Genomic DNA, 15,832 nt, shown 5'->3' with positions numbered 1-15,832 from the left:
CGGTTCCACACGACTGACCTGCCCTGCTTGTTCGCTGAGCGGGGCCGCGCGGTCCTCTCCTGGGGGACCTCGCACCAAGCATCCGCCGACGACCGCACGCCGCGGTGGACAGGCCCGATCTACACGGAGGAGTCCGCATGAGCGCCACCGCCAACAACCGCCGCCGCGAACCCGGCAAGGCAGGCAACGACGCCCTGATGCTCGGCGCAGCCCTCACCGTGATCGCCGCGATCGGCATCGTCTGGGTGGCCGTCGCGGTCGGGTCGCAGCTCGACGGAGTGAACGAGGGCCTGCCCTCGGATCCGTTCGACATCATCTCGGGCCTGTTCCGCGGCCAAGTGGTGTGGTCCACGTCCGCGACGATGACCGCCGCGGCCGCCGTCGCCATCATCGTCCTCGTCGGCCTCTGGCTCGTGTGGATGCGCTCGCTCGGACGGAAGAACCGCTCGAGCGTCGATCACGCCGCCCGCTACATGGCGACGCCGCGCGACCTCGCGTCGATGATGCGCAAGCAGGCACTCAAGAAATCCGCCCGCCTGGGCGTGCCGGAGAATCCCGGCGTCCCGGTGGGTCGGCTGCACCTGGGAAAGCAGATGCTCTACGCCTCGTTCGAGGACATGATGCTGCTGATCGCCGGCCCCCGCGTGGGCAAGTCGACCTCCCTCGTCATCCCCGCGATCATGGCCGCGCCCGGCGCCGTGGTCACGACGTCGAACAAGCGCGACGTGCTCGACGCGACCCGCGACGTCCGCGCCGCCAAGGGCCACGTGTGGGTCTTCGACCCCCAGCGCGTCGCGTTCGAGGACGCGACCTGGTGGTGGAACCCCCTCTCCTACGTCACCGACGACACCAAAGCCGCGAAGCTCGCGACGCACTTCGCCTCCGGCACCCGGACGCTGAACGCGAAAACCGACGCCTACTTCGACGGCAAGGGCCAAGAGCTGCTGTCCGACCTGCTGCTCGCGGCCGCGGCCGGCAACCGGCCGATCAGCGACGTGCTGCTCTGGCTGACCTCCGTCGAGGACGAGACACCCGTCGAGCTCCTGCACGACAACGGCTACCCGACGAACGCGCGAGCGGTCCGCGGCATCATGAACACCGCCGACAAGGCCCGCGACGGGATCTACTCGACCGCGCAGGGCATGGCCGTGTGCTTGAAGAGCGCCGCGACCGCCGACTGGGTGAACGCCCGCCCGAACGACACCCGTCCCCAGTTCGTCCCCGAGACGTTCGTCACGTCGACCCAGACGCTGTACTCGCTGTCGAAGGAAGGCGCCGGCACCGCCGGCCCCCTCGTCACCGCCCTGACCGCCGCGACGATCGAGGCCGCGGAGGAGCACGCGGCACGTTCCCGGGGCGGGCGCCTCGCGACGCCGCTCGTTGCCGTTCTCGATGAGGCCGCGAACGTCTGCCGGTGGAAGGACCTCCCCGACCTGTACTCCCACTACGGCTCGCGCGGGATCCCGATCATGGCCGTGTTCCAGTCCTGGTCCCAGGGCGTCGGCGTGTTCGGGAAGGAGGGCATGCTCAAGCTGTGGTCCGCGGCGAACGTGAAGCTGTACGCGGGCGGAGTCGCAGAAGACGAGTTCCTGCGCACCCTCTCCGAGCTGATCGGCACCTACGACAAAGAGACCACCTCCGCCAGCTACAACAAGGGCGTCCGCTCCACCACCTCGGCGCTACGGCGAGAGAAAATCCTCGAAGTCGCCGACCTCACCAGCATGGGCCGCGGACGCGCGATCATGCTCTCCTCCGGCGCCCGCGCCGCCCTCGTCGACACCGTGCCCTGGTACAACGGCCCCAAGGAGCAGGTCGCCGCGATCAACGCCTCCATCGCCGCCCACGACGCCAGCAGCGGACCAGCGAACGCCGCACCCGTCTCGCCTGTCGTGACGGTCATGCCTCCGCGCCAGGCTCAGCCTGCGGCGGACGTCGACGCAGACCAGGACGCGACTCTCCGCGGTGAGCAATGAGCGACGAGGACCTGTTCGATGTCGACACGGATGCGTTCTCGGCTCCGGTTCGACCCGTCAGCCTGCACCCCGTCGAGGTGGAGGACGTGGACGAGGAAGAGGGGCCGGCGACGTACTTCGGATCCGCCGACGAGTGGGTCCGCAAGTTCCTCCGACCCTCCTACCGGCGCCGGGTGACGGCCAAGGGCCAGGCCGCCGGCGACCGGTGGGCGGCCGAGTGGTGGAGCAGCGTCGAGGCGCTGACCCGCATCGAAGCCCTCTGGCGGATGTGGGAGGAGATTCGAACGAGCGCCGGGTCTTTGAGCGCCTACTGGATTAATCATCTGGATCCGCACATGCGAGTCCTACTCTCACCCAACGGCCCCTACGCGACGTCGACGGACGAGAACCGACCAGGCGACATGCTCCCTTACGCCGCCCCGCCGACCGGGATGTTCCCGCCGGACGCGCAGGGCTGAGGACAGCTTCCGAACGGTGTCTGATGTCTCGTCGTCATTCGTTCACGGGACGTCGTCGAGCAAACCGGGAATATACCCCCCGGGGGTATGTTGAACCCCTTGGACCGATACCGAGGAGCGCCGATGACCGAGCACGCCCACGACCACAGCACGCACACCGCCGCTGGCGCCACATCGTGGCGCATGGCCGCGACCGCGACCCTGCACTGCCTGACCGGATGCGCGATCGGTGAGGTCCTGGGCATGGTCATCGGCACGAGCCTCGGGCTGCACAACGCGGGCACTGTCGTACTTTCGATCGCCCTCGCGTTCGTCTTCGGCTACGCGCTTACCATGCGCGGTGTGCTGCGCGCCGGGGTGTCCTGGCGCGCGGCGGTCGGGATTGCCCTCGCCGCCGACACTGTCTCGATCGCGGTGATGGAGATCATGGACAACACCGCGATGCTCGCCATTCCCGGCGCGATGGACGCGGGGGTCACGAGCGGCCTGTTCTGGGGCTCTCTTATCGCCGCTCTCGCTCTGGCCTTCGTGGTCACGACGCCGGTCAACCGCTGGCTGATCAGCCGCGGCAAGGGCCACGCCGTCGTGCACCACCTCCACCACTGACCCGCCGACTCGGAGAACCATCGTGAAGACCACCCGCCCCGCCGCAGTTCCCCTCTCGTCCTCGAGGACCGCGGGCGCTGCCCTTCTGGTCATCGCGACCGCGCAGCTGATGCTCGTTCTCGATGACACGATCGCGAACATCGCCCTGCCCGCCATCCAGGCGGAGCTCACCATGCGCGCGAGCACCCTCCCCTGGGTGATCAACGCCTACATCCTCGCCTTCGGCGGACTGCTCCTGCTCGGCGGCAAGCTCGGAGACCTCGCCGGGAGGCGTCGCGTGCTGCGCATCGGACTGGTGCTGTTCACCGCCGCCTCCGTCGTCGCCGGACTCGCATGGAACCCGGAGGCGCTGATCATCGCGCGCGCCGTCCAGGGCATCGGGGCAGCGCTCGCAGCCCCCAACCTGCTCGCACTGATCACGACGACCTATCCCGCCGGCGCCCCACGGGACAAAGCCCTCGCGGTCTACGCGGCGATGTCGGGCATCGGGATCACGGGCGGCCTGCTGATCGGCGGAGTCCTCGCGAGCACCCTCGGCTGGCGATCCGTGTTCCTCATCAACCTCCCGATAGGACTCGCCGTCATCGCCGGCACCCGCACCCTCACGGAGAGCACCCGCGGCACCGGCCGCCTGGACCTGCTGGGAGCGATCACCGCGACCCTCGGCCTCGTGTCCCTGGTCTTCGGGATCACCCAGTCCGGAGAAAGCGGATGGGAGTCGCCGCTCACCCTCGGCGCCCTCGGTGTCGCCGTGATCACGCTCCTCGCCTTCGTCCTCCGTCAGCGGCAGGCTCGAGCGCCGATGCTCCCCCTGACGATCCTCACCGACCGCAACCGCGTCGGTTCTTATCTCGCCACCGTCATCATCGGCGGTGGACTGATGGGCGGCTTCTACCTCCTCACCTTGTACCTGCAGAAGGTCGCCGGCCTCGACCCCCTCCTGACCGGCCTCGCCTTCATCCCGTTCAGCATCGGCATCATCGCCGGCAGCGGCGTCGGTTCCGCGCTGGCCTCACGCGTCCCGTCCCGGCTCCTCGCCTCCGCGGGACTGCTCCTCGCCGCAAGTGGCTTCCTCTGGCTCTCGACCATCACTCCGGAGACCAAGTACCTCCTGCACATCGCCCCCGCGCTCCTGCTCACGTCATTCGGGCTCGGGAGCAGCTTCCTCGTCCTCACCCTGACCGCCGTGCGCGCCGTCCCGCACGAGGTCGTCGGCATCGCCTCCTCCCTCGTCAACACCGCACAGCAGGTCGGCGCCGCACTCGGCCTCGCCGCGCTCACCGCCACCGCCGTCGCCATCAGCGCCACCAGCGCCGACCCGACCAGCGGCACCGCCCTCAGCGTCGGCTACTCCGCCGCCTTCGTCGTCGCAGCAATCGCCGCCCTCGCCGCCGCCGCCCTCGTCGCACTCACCGTCACGAAGGAGACGACCGAGACCTCACCAGCACCCGTCGCGTAAGAGGCGCTGGACGTCGCAGGACGAGCCTGAACAGAACCCGACCTTCTCGCGCCTCGACCGGTGCCATTCGAGTCGTAGCAATCTCTGGTACCCGCGGCCAGGTCGAACGAGACACGCCGTCTGCATCGACTTCCGGGGGCTCCTTCCTTCCGTGTGAGCCGTGCCGCGTCACGACGATGCCGGGTTGGGCAGGTTCATTGTCAGGAGATGGGATCCGTCTTCGTCGAGCTCCGCTGTGAGCGTGCCGCCGAGCAGAGCTGCGCGTTCTTGCAGCCCGAGGAGACCATGGCGTGCGCTAGGGAGGGCGAGTAGCGGACGGGTGGGAGGTCCGGCATGGAGGGAGACGGTGAAGTGGTCCGCGGTGGTGTTCGACATGAGGGTGACTTCAGCGCCGGTCGAGTGCTTCCGAGCGTTGGTCAGCCCTTCCTGAAGGAACCGGTAGACGGCTCGGTGCGCGGCGGGCGACAGGAAAGGGGGAGGCGTGAGGCTTCCGTGGATGGTGAGATCGCTACTGGCGGCCAGTTCGGCGAGCTCGTTCGAGGAGGGTTCCTTCACTCGCTCTCGAGGCTGTCCTCCCGCCTCGCGGAGCACGCCGACCATCGTCCGCAGTTCTTCAACGGTTGCTGAGGCCAGTGAGCGGATCGTGGTGGCCGTGGCGCGTGCTGTGTGGTCCGGCGATGAGACCTGGAGTGCTCCTGCCTGGATGGCGATCAAAGTGACGTGGTGGGAGACGACATCGTGCATCTCACGCGCGAGAAGCGTCCTTTCGCGGGCGAGTGCGCTCTCGATGACGTGTGTCCGCTCCTGCTCCTGAAGCCGGGTCAGTTCGTCCACACGCTGCGCCAGGTCCTTCTTCGTGCGGATCAGAGTCCCGATGAGGACCGGCACGCCGATGTAGATGACCGCCCAGAGGACGGTGTTGATGACGAACTCCGGGTACTCCCAGATCTGCTCGGGGATGAACCACGCGGCGGAGACGAGGGCCACCGCCCCTCCGACGCGCCAGCTCCGTCCGTCGCGCATCGTAAGGACGGCCAAGCCGATGGCGACGGGGACGAAGGCTTCGCCCCAGATGAATCCCGGCAAGGACAGGAGGATCAGGGCGAGAGGATACCGACGCCGGAGAGGGATCGCGGCCGCCGCAGTGATGCCCGAGGCGACGATCCACGGGGTGGCCCAGAACAGGAAGGGCAGCTGCGAGAGCACGCCGGCTGCTACGAGCAGGACATCGACGCCGTACCGGGCCGCGAGTCGCGTCTTCTTCACTCTCCGCGACGGTGCAGCGGTTCGGTCCGCACAGCGCCGCACGTTCGGAGGTTCGCTCACTGTTGCACCGTAGGCCATGCGGTACAGGTCGACGTTCGATCGGGTCGACGGCGTTCACATCGTCAGCATCCGTGAGAGTCGACTGCGTGCCTTCGCCGCCCGTCCTCCCCGAACGCCTGGGAAGGGACCCGCCCGGCGTGCGAGACACGCGAGCGCTGATCTCACAGGCCGTCGCAGTCAGCGGCTGTTCGTCCTGCCGTTGACCACTTCGATTCGGACAGATGAACGGCGCGAGCGAATCAGGACGGGACAAGGCCAGCTCGAGCCGCGACGAGTGCAGCACGCACCCTGTTCGGTGCGCCGAGGGCAGTGAGCACAGCACTGACGTCGTCCTTCACCGCCCCCAGACTCATGGTCAAACTCTTCGCGATGGCACGGTTGGTCGAGCCCTCGGCCATGAGCCGCAGCACTTCGCGCTCGCGCGGTCGAAGCGACTCGACCCGAGCGCGAGCGTCGAAATCGACGGAGACCGCGGCAAGGCAAGCCCGCCCCACCCCCGGAGCGAGCACCGTTCCGCCGCACGCCAGAACATGCACCATCGAGACGAGCGCCGCGGGATCGATGTTCTTGAGCAGGAAACCAGCCGCGCCGCCCATCAGCGCCGCTGAGAGCAGATCGTCGCGGTCGAAAGTCGTGAGCATCGCGACGATCGGAGGGTCGGGCTCTGCGCGCAGCGCGTGCAGAACCTGCAACCCATCGATGTCGCGCATCTGAACGTCCAGCAGCACCACATCAGGTTGGAACTCGCGGACCGCGGTGATTGCTGAGATGCCCGTGACGGCTCCGACCACCTCCACGCCCTCGCCTGCACCGAGGATCAGTGAGAGTCCAGAGCGGACGAGGGCTTCGTCATCGACGATGAGCACGGATATCACTCGCTCATCATCTCGATTCGCGGCGGTGAAACATGGCGCTCCGCTGCAAAGTGGCCGACCGGCTGGAGATTCGTCATCCTTCGGGCGGAGAGGCAGCCAAAGGCACTAAACGGGCCGATGAGCGGCGGAAGTGGCAGGTCACCCGTCTGGGGTTGTTGGGTCCAGCAGTCGATCCTGCTGGCCGCGCCGAGCACGTTCGCTCGACAGTCAGGTGGCGGCTCCTTCCATGCCGACGGGGGATGCGCCGACACCTCCAGCACGTTTCACTCAGACCGGCGCGACAGGTGCGCGATTGCGCGAACGAGGAGTACACAGTGTTGAAATCGGTTCTGAACAAAGCGGTAGTCGCGCTAACGGCGGGGTGCGCGATTGTCGGCGCTCCGCTGGTACCCGCCTACGCGGTGCCATCGGTCGGGCTGGCAGCCTCGTCGATGTCGACACCTCACTCGCCCACGGCGAGTTCGGACGCGGATGAGGTCGTGGACATCCTCGCCTCCATCTCAACGAAGATTCCTGACTTGCAGGACGTTGACCCCGCCTCGGCTACGATCTCCCTAGAGCCGGGAAGTTCGTCGGGCGAGAGCACGCTGCTGCGCCGGGCCACCGAAGCGTCCGTCTCAGCCGCAGGGGAGAATCCGCTGACGGTCAACCTGCAGGCCGCTGAAGACGCGGTTGCAGTCAGCGTCTCCGAAACGGGCATCGAAGTCATCGATAACGGCGACGGCTCCCACACCGTGCCACTCAACCGCTCAGACGGATCGCTGCAGGTCGTGACAGTGATCGACTCCTCGACCGCCCCACGGAGGTACTCAGTCGATGTCGGCCTTCCCGAGAACGTCACCCTTACAGCAACGGAAGAAGGGGCGCTCGTAGCGATGGCCCCGGATGGGACGCTCGCCCTCGGCGTTGCCCCCGCATGGGCGTACGACGCCGTGGGCGTCGCCGTTCCCACCCGCTACACGGTAGAAGGATCGACCATCACTCAGATCGTGGAACACGACTCAAGTGAGTACCAGTATCCGATCACCGCCGACCCGTGGCTGGGACAGCGCCTCTTCTCCCCCATGACCGTCAACCGCAAGGGAGCCTTCCAGGGACGGCCGGTCTACTCTGGCCGACTGACGCCCTGGGGCGTCGCAATGGGACTCGGGAACGCCGGCTTCACCATCATGAGTACCGCGGGATGGGAAGAGTTCGCCTCGTCCTGGTCAGCAGTGAGGAACAGTCGAAGTATGTACCAGCAGTACCAGTGCCACGCACTCTGGGGCCGCGCCATCATCGGCGCAGGCATCCACTGGGACCTCGAAGCGGTTCGCCCTGCCAACGCGAACTGGGCCAACGTTTTCAGCCACCAGTGCAACTGGTGAGCGCTGTGCCCGCCACCTCACTCCGCCGCAGGTCTCTCGCCCTTGTGGCAGCCGGATTTCTTGCCGGCGTGCTGATCACGAGCGGTGTCGCCTGGACAGCAGATCGACTCATCGACAACGACCGCCGCGGCCTCACTCTGAACGACGTGATCCACGACGGAGTACCAGGATTCACAGGCGACTCGGTCCCCAGTACCGACGCATGCGGCGACCGCCGAGGATGCGTCGAAGCGGTCACAGGCGACGGCGTCTCCATTTATCGATTCGACACGCTCGACCACGCACGACAGGACGTCATCTACAGCGACGCAGACTTCTACCGATCTGACCGCTTCGTACTCGAGTTCGATGGAACTCTGACCGCTGAAAAGCGTTATCAGCTGCTGCAAGCAGTCGAAGGAGCATGGACAGGAAGTGATGACTGACACGGCTGGGAAGCCTTTGCGCGCGTCCTCCGCTGCACCCCTCGCGCTGGTGCCGCGCATCGACGGCGCCGATTCACGTCCGGAAACGGTCCCGACTTACTCGGCCGCCGGGGAAGGACCGGCGCCGGAGCACGATGCCGGCACGGGTACCGCGTCATCGCTGTCGATGCGGGGCACGGTTCCGGCCCAGTCGTTCATCGCGTCGAGCACGGGCCGCAGACCGTGACCGACAGGAGTCAGCTCGTACTCGACCCGCGGAGGGATCTCCGGGTAGGCGGTGCGCGTGACCAGCCCGTACGTCTCGAAGCGCCGCAACCGGTTGGTCAGGGTGTGTGCGCTCACTCCGGGCAGCGCCTTCATCAGGTCGCCGAACCGCATCGGGCCGTTCAGGAGCTCGCGGATGACGAGCGTGGCCCAGGGGCCGTCCAGGAGGGTGAGGAAGCGCGCTATCCCGCACTCGGGCCACTGATCAGCGGAGAACGACATCGAATCGACCCTTCCACCATTACTGCAGTTGACGTAACCGATGCAACATCTGCACTAATGCTCTCATGACCTACATCGTTCACGGAGCGACCGGTGCGCAGGGCGCTCCCGTCGCCGCCGCCCTCCTCCGCTCCGGCAAGACCGTCACCGCAGCCGTCCGCACCCCCGGTGCCTACATCTCCGGGCCGGCTGTCGCTGTCGACGCCTCCGACGTCGACAGCCTCGTCGCGGCCTACAGCGGTGCCGAGGGCGTCTTCATCCATCTGGCTCTGGGATCTCCGACGCAGCAGCTCGAGCACGCTCGGATGATCGCCGCGGCTGTCGACCGGGCCCGCCCCGCGCGAGTGGTCTTCTCGACCAGCGGCTACCCGCTCGGGGAGACGGACGACAGCCCGCACGGGGTCCTCGCGCGTGGGCTCGGCGCGACGGGCGTCCCGACCGCGGTCCTCGCGCCCCGCCTCTACCTGGAGAACCTCCTCCTCCCGCCGGTGATCGCCTCTGTCCGGGAGCAGGCCGTCCTCCCGTATCCGATCCGGGAGGACTTCCGCGTGTCCTGGAGTTCGCACCTCGACGTCGCCGACGCTGCCGTGCGCTTGTTCGAGCGGAGCGACGTGGCCGGCGTCGTCGCCGTCGGCGCCCTGCCCGGACTCCTCGGCGAGGATCTCGCTGTCGGCTTCACCCGCTACTTCGGGAAGGACGTGACCTTCCACGCGCAGACCCCCGACGAGTTCGGCGCGATGACGATCCCCTTGTTCGGTGAGCAGGGGATGACTCCCGTGATCGACTCGTATCGCTGGCGCGCCACGCAGCCGGACGAACTGATCGAGGAGGCGCGCAGTGCGCAGGTCCTGCTGGACCTCTCGCCGCGCACGGTGGAGCAGTGGCTGCGGGACCTCGACGCCTGAGCAGTCGATCATGCGGTGACGGACGTCGCGGCGCTGCGGGGCGGCGTCGCGTCGTCCGGTGAGGCAGGGCCCGTTCACCCATGTCAGGCGGCATCACCGCGCCAGGACGCGGGGTGGCATCCCGTGACTCCACTTCGACTCGACGCCGGCGTCGTCGCCCCGCTGCTGGGGAATCGTCGAAGAACGTCCTCGGTGCTCGGCCTGCACCCTCGGTCGATACTCGGGCGGCTGCGCGACGTCGGGGCCGCCCCGGAGGGAGGCCGCTCTCAGCGAGCAGGCCTCCCTCCGATGCGCCCGGTATCAGCGGCGCAACGCCGCATCGAGTGCGTCGCGGATGTCCTCCACGCGCTGGACTTCGAGCAGCTCGCCGTCGACGAGGATCGACGGCGTGCCCCGTACGCCGAGTTCTCGACCGGCGTCGAAGTCGTAGCGGACCCGCTGGAGGGTCGACGGGTCGGCCACGTCGGCGTCGTACTGCTCCATGTCGAGGTCGATCTCTCGGGCGAGCTCGCGGAAGAGCGCGGCCTGCGGTTCGCTGCTGCCGGCCCACTCGGGGTGGGTGTCGAACATCCGCTGGTAGAGGTCCTCGAACCGGTGCTGGCGTGCGGCCGCCTCGACGGCGACCGCGGAGGCCTCGCCGCTCGCGTGCGACGGGAGCGGGAAGTAGCGCACGGCGAACGTGACGCGACCCGCGTAGTCCTCCCGGAGCTCCTCGATGCCGGGATGCAGAGCCGCGCAGGACGGGCACTCGAAGTCGAGGAACTCGACGAGTGTGACCGCTCCGTTCCCGGCGTCGTCCAGGACGTGGCTGTTCGGGGCGAGGGCGGTCGTCGGTGCCTCGCTCGACGGCGAGAACGGGCGCAGGACTGCGAGTGCGACGACGAGTGCGACGACGGCGAGAAGGGCCGAGGAGGCGGCGAGGACGATCTTCGTACGGGTGCTCATGAGAGAGCCTCTCTGCTGGTGGGGCGTGCTGATGAGGGGGAGGACGGAGCGCGCAGTCTCATGGCGCGGACTCCGGGTCCGTCGGGGACAGTGCGCTGGGCGGTCCGGCGGGGGGTGCCGGCACGCTCGGCCGCTGCGAGCCCGTGCTGCGCGCCTCCAGGACGCCGAGTCGGTCGTTGTACTGCGAGAGCTCGGCTTCGCCGTCCCGGTCGGCGCGGCGGTCGTAGCGGCGAGCGGCGCGCTCATCGGAGCGCATCCACTGGGTGAGGACCACCAGAGCGATGAGCACCATCGGCAGCTCGCCGGCGCTCCAGGCGATGCCTCCGCCGACGCCCTGGTCGGCGAGGAGGGCGGTGGTGTCGGTGTAGTCCATCGCCGTCCACCAGTCCTCGCCGAGGACCGTGGTCTGGGACATGATCGCCAGGCCGAAGAAGGCGTGGAAGGCGAGCGTCGCGAGCATCACCAGGAGCCGGAGGACGTGGCCCGGCCGCGCGGGCCCGGGGTCGACTCCGATCAGGACCCAGAAGAAAAGGTAGCCGGTGGCCAGGAAGTGCACGGTCATGAGCACATGGCCCTGGTGGAAGAACATCGCCCACTCGAACCAGCCCGTGTAGTAGAAGGCCACGAGGCTCCCCGCGAACAGCACAGCGGCGACCGGGGCGGAGGAGAGGACGCACAGATAGCGGGAGTGCACCAGCGCGAGGACCCACTCCCGCAACCCTCTGCCGCCGTCGCCCCGCACGGGCAGGACGCGCAGCGCCAGGAGCACCGGACCGCCGAGGACGAGCAGCGGCGGGACGACCATCATCAGCAGCATGTGCTGGATCATGTGGGTGCTGAAGTGCACCTGCCCGTAGACGCCGGGACCGCCGCTCGTCGTCCACGCGAGCACCGCGCAGCCTGCAACCCAGGCGAGCGTTCGTCCGAGAGGCCACGCGTCGCCGCGTCGGCGGAGCCGATCGACGCCGACGAGGTAGAGCACCGTGCCAACGGCCGCGATCGCGAGCCAGACGGCGTCGATGTGCCACTGGGTGAGCATCCGCCCCGGAGTCGCTTCGGGCGGGTACGGGAATCCGAGCAGCCCGCGGCGGGCATCGCCGACGACGGGGTCCTGGGGCACGGGTGGGGCGCTGTTCGACAGTGCGACCGAGACGCCGATGGTGAGCGCCATGACGACCAGCTCGCCCACGGCGATGCTCGTGAAGGCCCGTCGGTCGGAGGGGTCCTCGCGCAGCCGGGGCAGCACCCGGAGGCGGTGCCACGCGCCCGCGCCGCCGAGCGCGAGCAGCGCCGCGGCCTTCACCAGCAGCAGCTGCCCATACGGGGTCGCGAGATCCGCCGGGCCCTCCACGCGGAGCGACGCGTTGACGAGTCCCGAGAACGCGACGGCGCCGAACGCCCAGCCCGCGAGGACGGAGTAGCGCGACGCGACCACTCCGATCTCGGCTCCGACCGCTCGGCGCAGCAGAACAATCGCGACGAGCCCACCGGCCCAGGCGGTCACTCCGACCAGGTGCACGGCGACGCTGTTGACCGCGTTCGCGTGCTCGTCGGAGCCGGAGGCGTGCCCCGACAGAGCGAGCGGGAGCAGCGCGAGAACCGCCAGGGCGTTCGCGGCGGCCACCCAGGCGAGACGCCGGGCCAGCACCGTGATCAGCAGCACTGCCGTCGCCCAGCCGATCGAAGTGACGAGCGTCTGACCGAGTTCGAGCTCGGTGGCGTAGAAGAGGAACTGCGTCCGGAACCCCGGACTGTCCAGCGGCTGCCCGATCGCGTTCGCCGCAGTGAAGACCAGCACCGCGATCGCCGACGCGACCCAGGTGGCGGCCGCCCAGCGCGCCCAGCGCAGGGCCCGGTCCTGCGAGTACGAGACCACTCCGGGAGCGATGCGCTGACCGGGCAGGAGGAAGACCGCCGCGGTGAGCAGCCCGATGGTGAGCGTCGCGGCGATGTCGTGCACGGCTCGGGAGGCGGGCAGGCCCTGCCTGACGAGTTCGCCGGGGTCGATGAGCAGCGGCGGCTCGGCGGCTCGCGTCATCGTCAGTGCCAGCAGAGTGATCGTGACCGCGGCGGGGACCGCCAGCAGGAGGACCGTCTCGACCGGTGGGATCGTGACGGTGACGGGATGGGGTGCGGGAAAGTCGTCGGTGCTCGATGTGTGCGCCACAGGGGTGGCTCCCTTCGAGAGCGGTCCGCGAGGGCACCGCTCATCGGCTCCAGGGCGCCCGAGGGAGGACGCGCAGGAGTTCTCTCCGAAGACGCCGGCCGCACGAGCTCGGACGGCCCGATCACGCGGGCTGAAGGCACGGCGGTCGTGCACCGGTGCGGGGAGTCCGCTGCCCGGCGCGCGTCAGGGGTCAGGAGGCGGGAGGAGCCGGCGGACCGCGTCGAGGCGAGGTGTCGGGAGAAGCGCCCGCGGCGACCGGGAGGATGTCGCGCAGCTCGAACGCGCGGGCCGGCGCGGGCGCCGGAGCGGGCACGGCGAGGAGGACGAGTGGCGCAAACCGTGTGGCCGCGTGCGCCGTCGTCTGGGCAATAGCGAGGAGCAGGGTCTCGCCCCGATGCAGGACGGCGATGGTCACGACCGCGGCGACGGCGTGGGAGAGCTGCATGGTCGCATGGCTCGCGGCAGCGGTGGCGATTCCGCTGACGTCGACGGTGGCGAGGTGCTGCGCGTGCCCGCCGATGCTCGCCGGTCCGGACGCTCCGAGCTGGAAGAGCGAGTGGAAGAGGAGCTGGCTCGCCCCGACCGAGAGCGACACGCGCAGCAGCGAGAGCCGACGGCCCGCGAAAGCCGTGCAGATCAGCACGGACATCACCAGCGGCGCGAGGACGCCGAGAGGACCGGGAGCGTCCCCGCCGCCGACGACGTGCGAGAACAGAGCGGTGAAGGTGGCCACCACCGCCGCTGCGAGACCCCGGAGGGTGCGCAGCTGACGGGAGGTAGACATCTGCTCAGTGTCGCAGACCGTCACGGGATCGACTTCGGGGACCGGCGACGTCCGGGCGCATGCTAGGCGCCTGGGACATTCCGGCGCTCACTCCGCTGATCGTTCAAGGGGCCGACTGCGGGGAGGGGTAGGGCTCGTCTGCTTCCGCTCCCGAAGTCGTATCACGGCGTGGTGATTGCCGCAGAGGGAGGAGCAGTAGGCGCGACGGCCGCCGCGGCTCGTATCGATGTAGACGCGCGAGCAGGTGGGTCGATTGCAGACGCCCATTCTCTCCGCGTGCGATTCGACGGCGAAAACGGCCAGACCTCCGACGGTGAGCGCACGGATCTGCTCTACGATGCCCTCCTCCTCCGACACGAAGTGGAGGTGTGGTGGGAGATCGTCGTGCAGGGCGAGTTGAACCTGACTGACGCTGATCGTCAGCATCTCGTTGATCAGATGACACCGGGTGGGAACGTCACCTGCCTCGAACACGTCCTTCAGACGAACGGTCCACTCTCGGAGGACGTCGAGGTGTTGAGAAAGCCCGTCCAGCCGTACACGGGCACGATCAACGGCGACGAGAACGGAGCCGAGGTCCCAGAGATCGTCCTCAACGAGGTTCACCAGCTCCTCAGCAAGCCGAACTCCGATCATGTTGTCATGGTTGAACTGCATGAAGCCATGACAGCACACTGATTGTCGCTCGGCGAACGGAGCGCGGAACATCCGCAATCGCTTCGAATCCCCGCCGGAAGACGGAGCGTCATCGGATGAAACAGAACGGACTCTCGTCGGCGGCGATGCTTCTGTGGGGACTGCAGTTCTCCTTCCTGAATCCGGCGCTCGCGTTCCTTCTCGTGGACCTGTTCGACGCGGACGCACCTACCGTCGGAGGGGTCCTTGCCCTGTACAACCTCAGTGGAGTCGTCGGATCGCTCACCATCGCGAACATCGCGGACCGACGACGCGGGTACGTGGGGGAGTGGTGATCAGCGGAGCTGCCGCGCTGGCGCTCGCGCTCGTACTGTTCTTCTCGACATCGTTGCTGGTGGTTGTGATTGCTCTCGTGCTGTTCGGCGGTCCGGCAGCGGGCGGTGTCCCTTTGCTGTTCGCGCACCTGCGGGCGGCGGGCGGACGGCCCGCGGACGTGGTGCGAGCACGCGCCCTCTTCTCGCTTGCCTGGGTGGCCGGCCACCCCTCGCCACGTTCGTGATCTCCGCCTTCGGTACCCGTGCCGAGCTCGGTGTGATCGCAGCGATAGCTTCACTGAACGTCGCCATCGGCATCCTGATGCTCCGGAGCAGGGTGACGTACGCCGATTCACCTGCGAGGGATCAGCGGCTTGGTGGCACGGACACGCGATCCGGAGCGGGGTCCGCCACTCGGAGCACCGTTGTCGTCACGGTCGTGGCGTTCGTGTTTCTCCAGGCAGGCAACCATGCCGCCGTCACGTCGATGACCCTGTTCACGACACGCTCCCTCGGGCTCGGCATCGAGTGGGCCGGTGTCGCGCTGGGCGTCTCCGCCGCCCTCGAGATCGGTGCTCTGCTGCTGGTCGCACGTCTGACCGAGCGCTTCTCGAGCACGGTGCTCGTTGTGCAGGGCTGCATCGTAGGAGTCGTGTACTTCGCTTGCATGACCTTCCTCGTCTCGAGTCCGGTCGAGCTCATCGCCGCACAGGTACTGAATGCGTGGTTCTTCGCCTCGCTCGAGGGGGTCGGCTTAAATCTCTTCCAGCAGATCATCGAACGTCCCGGGATCGCCTCGAGCCTGTTCACGAACACCGTGCAGCTCGGAGGCGTCGCCGCTGGACCCCTCATCGCGATCGCCGGAGCGAGTGCTCTCGGCTACCGCGGAGTCTTCGCCGCCGCCGGAGTTCTGACGCTGGTCGGTGTGACTCTGACCGGGGTCACAGCGCTCCGGCCTCAGCGGCGCCGATCCCAAGTACAGGGTGAAGAACCGAACGGACCGGGCTAGCACGGAGCCTTGCTCGGGAAGCATCGCAGTCCGGGAGGAGCAGCAGGCTACCTGTCGTCTCGGAGTCTCCATTGCCGGCGCTTTCCGTGCGGAATTC

Annotated in this window: 18 protein-coding genes; 11 read left to right on the top strand and 7 right to left on the bottom strand. The window is 68.3% G+C overall.

Annotated features, from left to right (window positions below; translation table 11 throughout):
- Window positions 1-137: 137 nt before the first annotated feature.
- The 4 genes from AC0CID_RS19745 (at window position 138) to AC0CID_RS19730 (ending at window position 4,496) form a co-directional block, all read left to right on the top strand.
- Entirely contained in the window at window positions 138-1,973 is a 1,836-nt protein-coding gene (locus tag AC0CID_RS19745) for a type IV secretory system conjugative DNA transfer family protein (protein ID WP_465228250.1), read from the top strand.
- The gene (locus tag AC0CID_RS19740) at window positions 1,970-2,431 is read left to right on the top strand and encodes a DUF4913 domain-containing protein (RefSeq protein ID WP_465228249.1); all 462 of its coding nucleotides are present in this window, start codon (window positions 1,970-1,972) and stop codon (window positions 2,429-2,431) included. Before AC0CID_RS19745 ends, AC0CID_RS19740 begins: the two co-directional genes overlap by 4 nt.
- Window positions 2,432-2,554: 123 nt before the next feature.
- A complete protein-coding gene (locus tag AC0CID_RS19735) occupies window positions 2,555-3,037 on the top strand; it encodes a DUF4396 domain-containing protein (RefSeq protein WP_465228248.1) in 483 nt (160 codons plus the stop codon).
- Window positions 3,038-3,059: 22 nt separating this feature from the next.
- Complete coding sequence (locus tag AC0CID_RS19730; RefSeq protein WP_465228247.1) at window positions 3,060-4,496, top strand: MFS transporter; 1,437 nt, start codon at window positions 3,060-3,062, stop codon at window positions 4,494-4,496.
- A 168-nt stretch (window positions 4,497-4,664) separates the two neighbouring features.
- Here AC0CID_RS19730 and AC0CID_RS19725 read toward each other — a convergent pair whose 3' ends face one another.
- Together AC0CID_RS19725 and AC0CID_RS19720 are read right to left on the bottom strand one after the other, a co-directional pair.
- The gene (locus AC0CID_RS19725; RefSeq protein ID WP_465228246.1) at window positions 4,665-5,762 is read right to left on the bottom strand and encodes a sensor histidine kinase; all 1,098 of its coding nucleotides are present in this window, start codon (window positions 5,760-5,762) and stop codon (window positions 4,665-4,667) included.
- Window positions 5,763-6,061: 299 nt separating this feature from the next.
- Window positions 6,062-6,688: a response regulator gene (locus AC0CID_RS19720; protein ID WP_465228245.1), complete on the bottom strand. Its 627-nt coding sequence runs from the start codon at window positions 6,686-6,688 to the stop codon at window positions 6,062-6,064.
- A gap of 488 nt (window positions 6,689-7,176) precedes the next feature.
- On the opposite strand from AC0CID_RS19720, the gene AC0CID_RS19715 reads away from it, so the two are divergent.
- The gene (locus AC0CID_RS19715; RefSeq protein WP_465228244.1) at window positions 7,177-8,064 is read left to right on the top strand and encodes a DUF2599 domain-containing protein; all 888 of its coding nucleotides are present in this window, start codon (window positions 7,177-7,179) and stop codon (window positions 8,062-8,064) included.
- 68 nt (window positions 8,065-8,132) lie between these two features.
- A complete protein-coding gene (locus AC0CID_RS19710; protein WP_465228243.1) occupies window positions 8,133-8,489 on the top strand; it encodes a hypothetical protein in 357 nt (118 codons plus the stop codon).
- 96 nt (window positions 8,490-8,585) lie between these two features.
- Here the strand turns inward: AC0CID_RS19710 and AC0CID_RS19705 are convergent, their stop codons facing one another.
- Window positions 8,586-8,975 (bottom strand): winged helix-turn-helix transcriptional regulator, encoded by a 390-nt coding sequence (locus AC0CID_RS19705; protein WP_465228242.1) that lies wholly within the window; start codon window positions 8,973-8,975, stop codon window positions 8,586-8,588.
- A gap of 65 nt (window positions 8,976-9,040) precedes the next feature.
- Here AC0CID_RS19705 and AC0CID_RS19700 point away from each other — a divergent pair, with 65 nt between their 5' ends.
- Window positions 9,041-9,880: an SDR family oxidoreductase gene (locus tag AC0CID_RS19700; RefSeq protein ID WP_465228241.1), complete on the top strand. Its 840-nt coding sequence runs from the start codon at window positions 9,041-9,043 to the stop codon at window positions 9,878-9,880.
- Between the two features lie 300 nt (window positions 9,881-10,180).
- Here AC0CID_RS19700 and AC0CID_RS19695 read toward each other — a convergent pair whose 3' ends face one another.
- From AC0CID_RS19695 to AC0CID_RS19680, 4 genes are all read right to left on the bottom strand, one after another.
- A complete protein-coding gene (locus AC0CID_RS19695; RefSeq protein WP_465228240.1) occupies window positions 10,181-10,825 on the bottom strand; it encodes a DsbA family protein in 645 nt (214 codons plus the stop codon).
- Window positions 10,826-10,883: 58 nt separating this feature from the next.
- Window positions 10,884-12,992: a bifunctional copper resistance protein CopD/cytochrome c oxidase assembly protein gene (locus AC0CID_RS19690; protein ID WP_465228239.1), complete on the bottom strand. Its 2,109-nt coding sequence runs from the start codon at window positions 12,990-12,992 to the stop codon at window positions 10,884-10,886.
- A 190-nt stretch (window positions 12,993-13,182) separates the two neighbouring features.
- Window positions 13,183-13,776: a hypothetical protein gene (locus tag AC0CID_RS19685; protein ID WP_465228238.1), complete on the bottom strand. Its 594-nt coding sequence runs from the start codon at window positions 13,774-13,776 to the stop codon at window positions 13,183-13,185.
- An 87-nt stretch (window positions 13,777-13,863) separates the two neighbouring features.
- A complete protein-coding gene (locus tag AC0CID_RS19680; RefSeq protein WP_465228314.1) occupies window positions 13,864-14,004 on the bottom strand; it encodes a CGNR zinc finger domain-containing protein in 141 nt (46 codons plus the stop codon).
- Between AC0CID_RS19680 and AC0CID_RS19675 the strand changes: the two genes are divergently transcribed.
- From AC0CID_RS19675 to AC0CID_RS19660, 4 genes are all read left to right on the top strand, one after another.
- Window positions 13,945-14,454 (top strand): hypothetical protein, encoded by a 510-nt coding sequence (locus tag AC0CID_RS19675; RefSeq protein ID WP_465228317.1) that lies wholly within the window; start codon window positions 13,945-13,947, stop codon window positions 14,452-14,454. The genes AC0CID_RS19680 and AC0CID_RS19675 overlap by 60 nt on opposite strands.
- Window positions 14,455-14,528: 74 nt before the next feature.
- A complete protein-coding gene (locus tag AC0CID_RS19670) occupies window positions 14,529-14,747 on the top strand; it encodes a hypothetical protein (RefSeq protein WP_465228237.1) in 219 nt (72 codons plus the stop codon).
- Window positions 14,741-14,971, top strand: coding sequence for a hypothetical protein (locus tag AC0CID_RS19665; RefSeq protein WP_465228236.1), 231 nt, complete (start codon window positions 14,741-14,743; stop codon window positions 14,969-14,971). The genes AC0CID_RS19670 and AC0CID_RS19665 overlap by 7 nt, the downstream gene beginning before the upstream one ends.
- Complete coding sequence (locus AC0CID_RS19660) at window positions 14,968-15,735, top strand: MFS transporter (protein WP_465228235.1); 768 nt, start codon at window positions 14,968-14,970, stop codon at window positions 15,733-15,735. Before AC0CID_RS19665 ends, AC0CID_RS19660 begins: the two co-directional genes overlap by 4 nt.
- Window positions 15,736-15,832: the final 97 nt, after the last annotated feature.

Source organism: Rathayibacter sp. AC451, from assembly GCF_979253095.1.
This window is presented reverse-complemented; position numbering and strand designations above follow the sequence as displayed.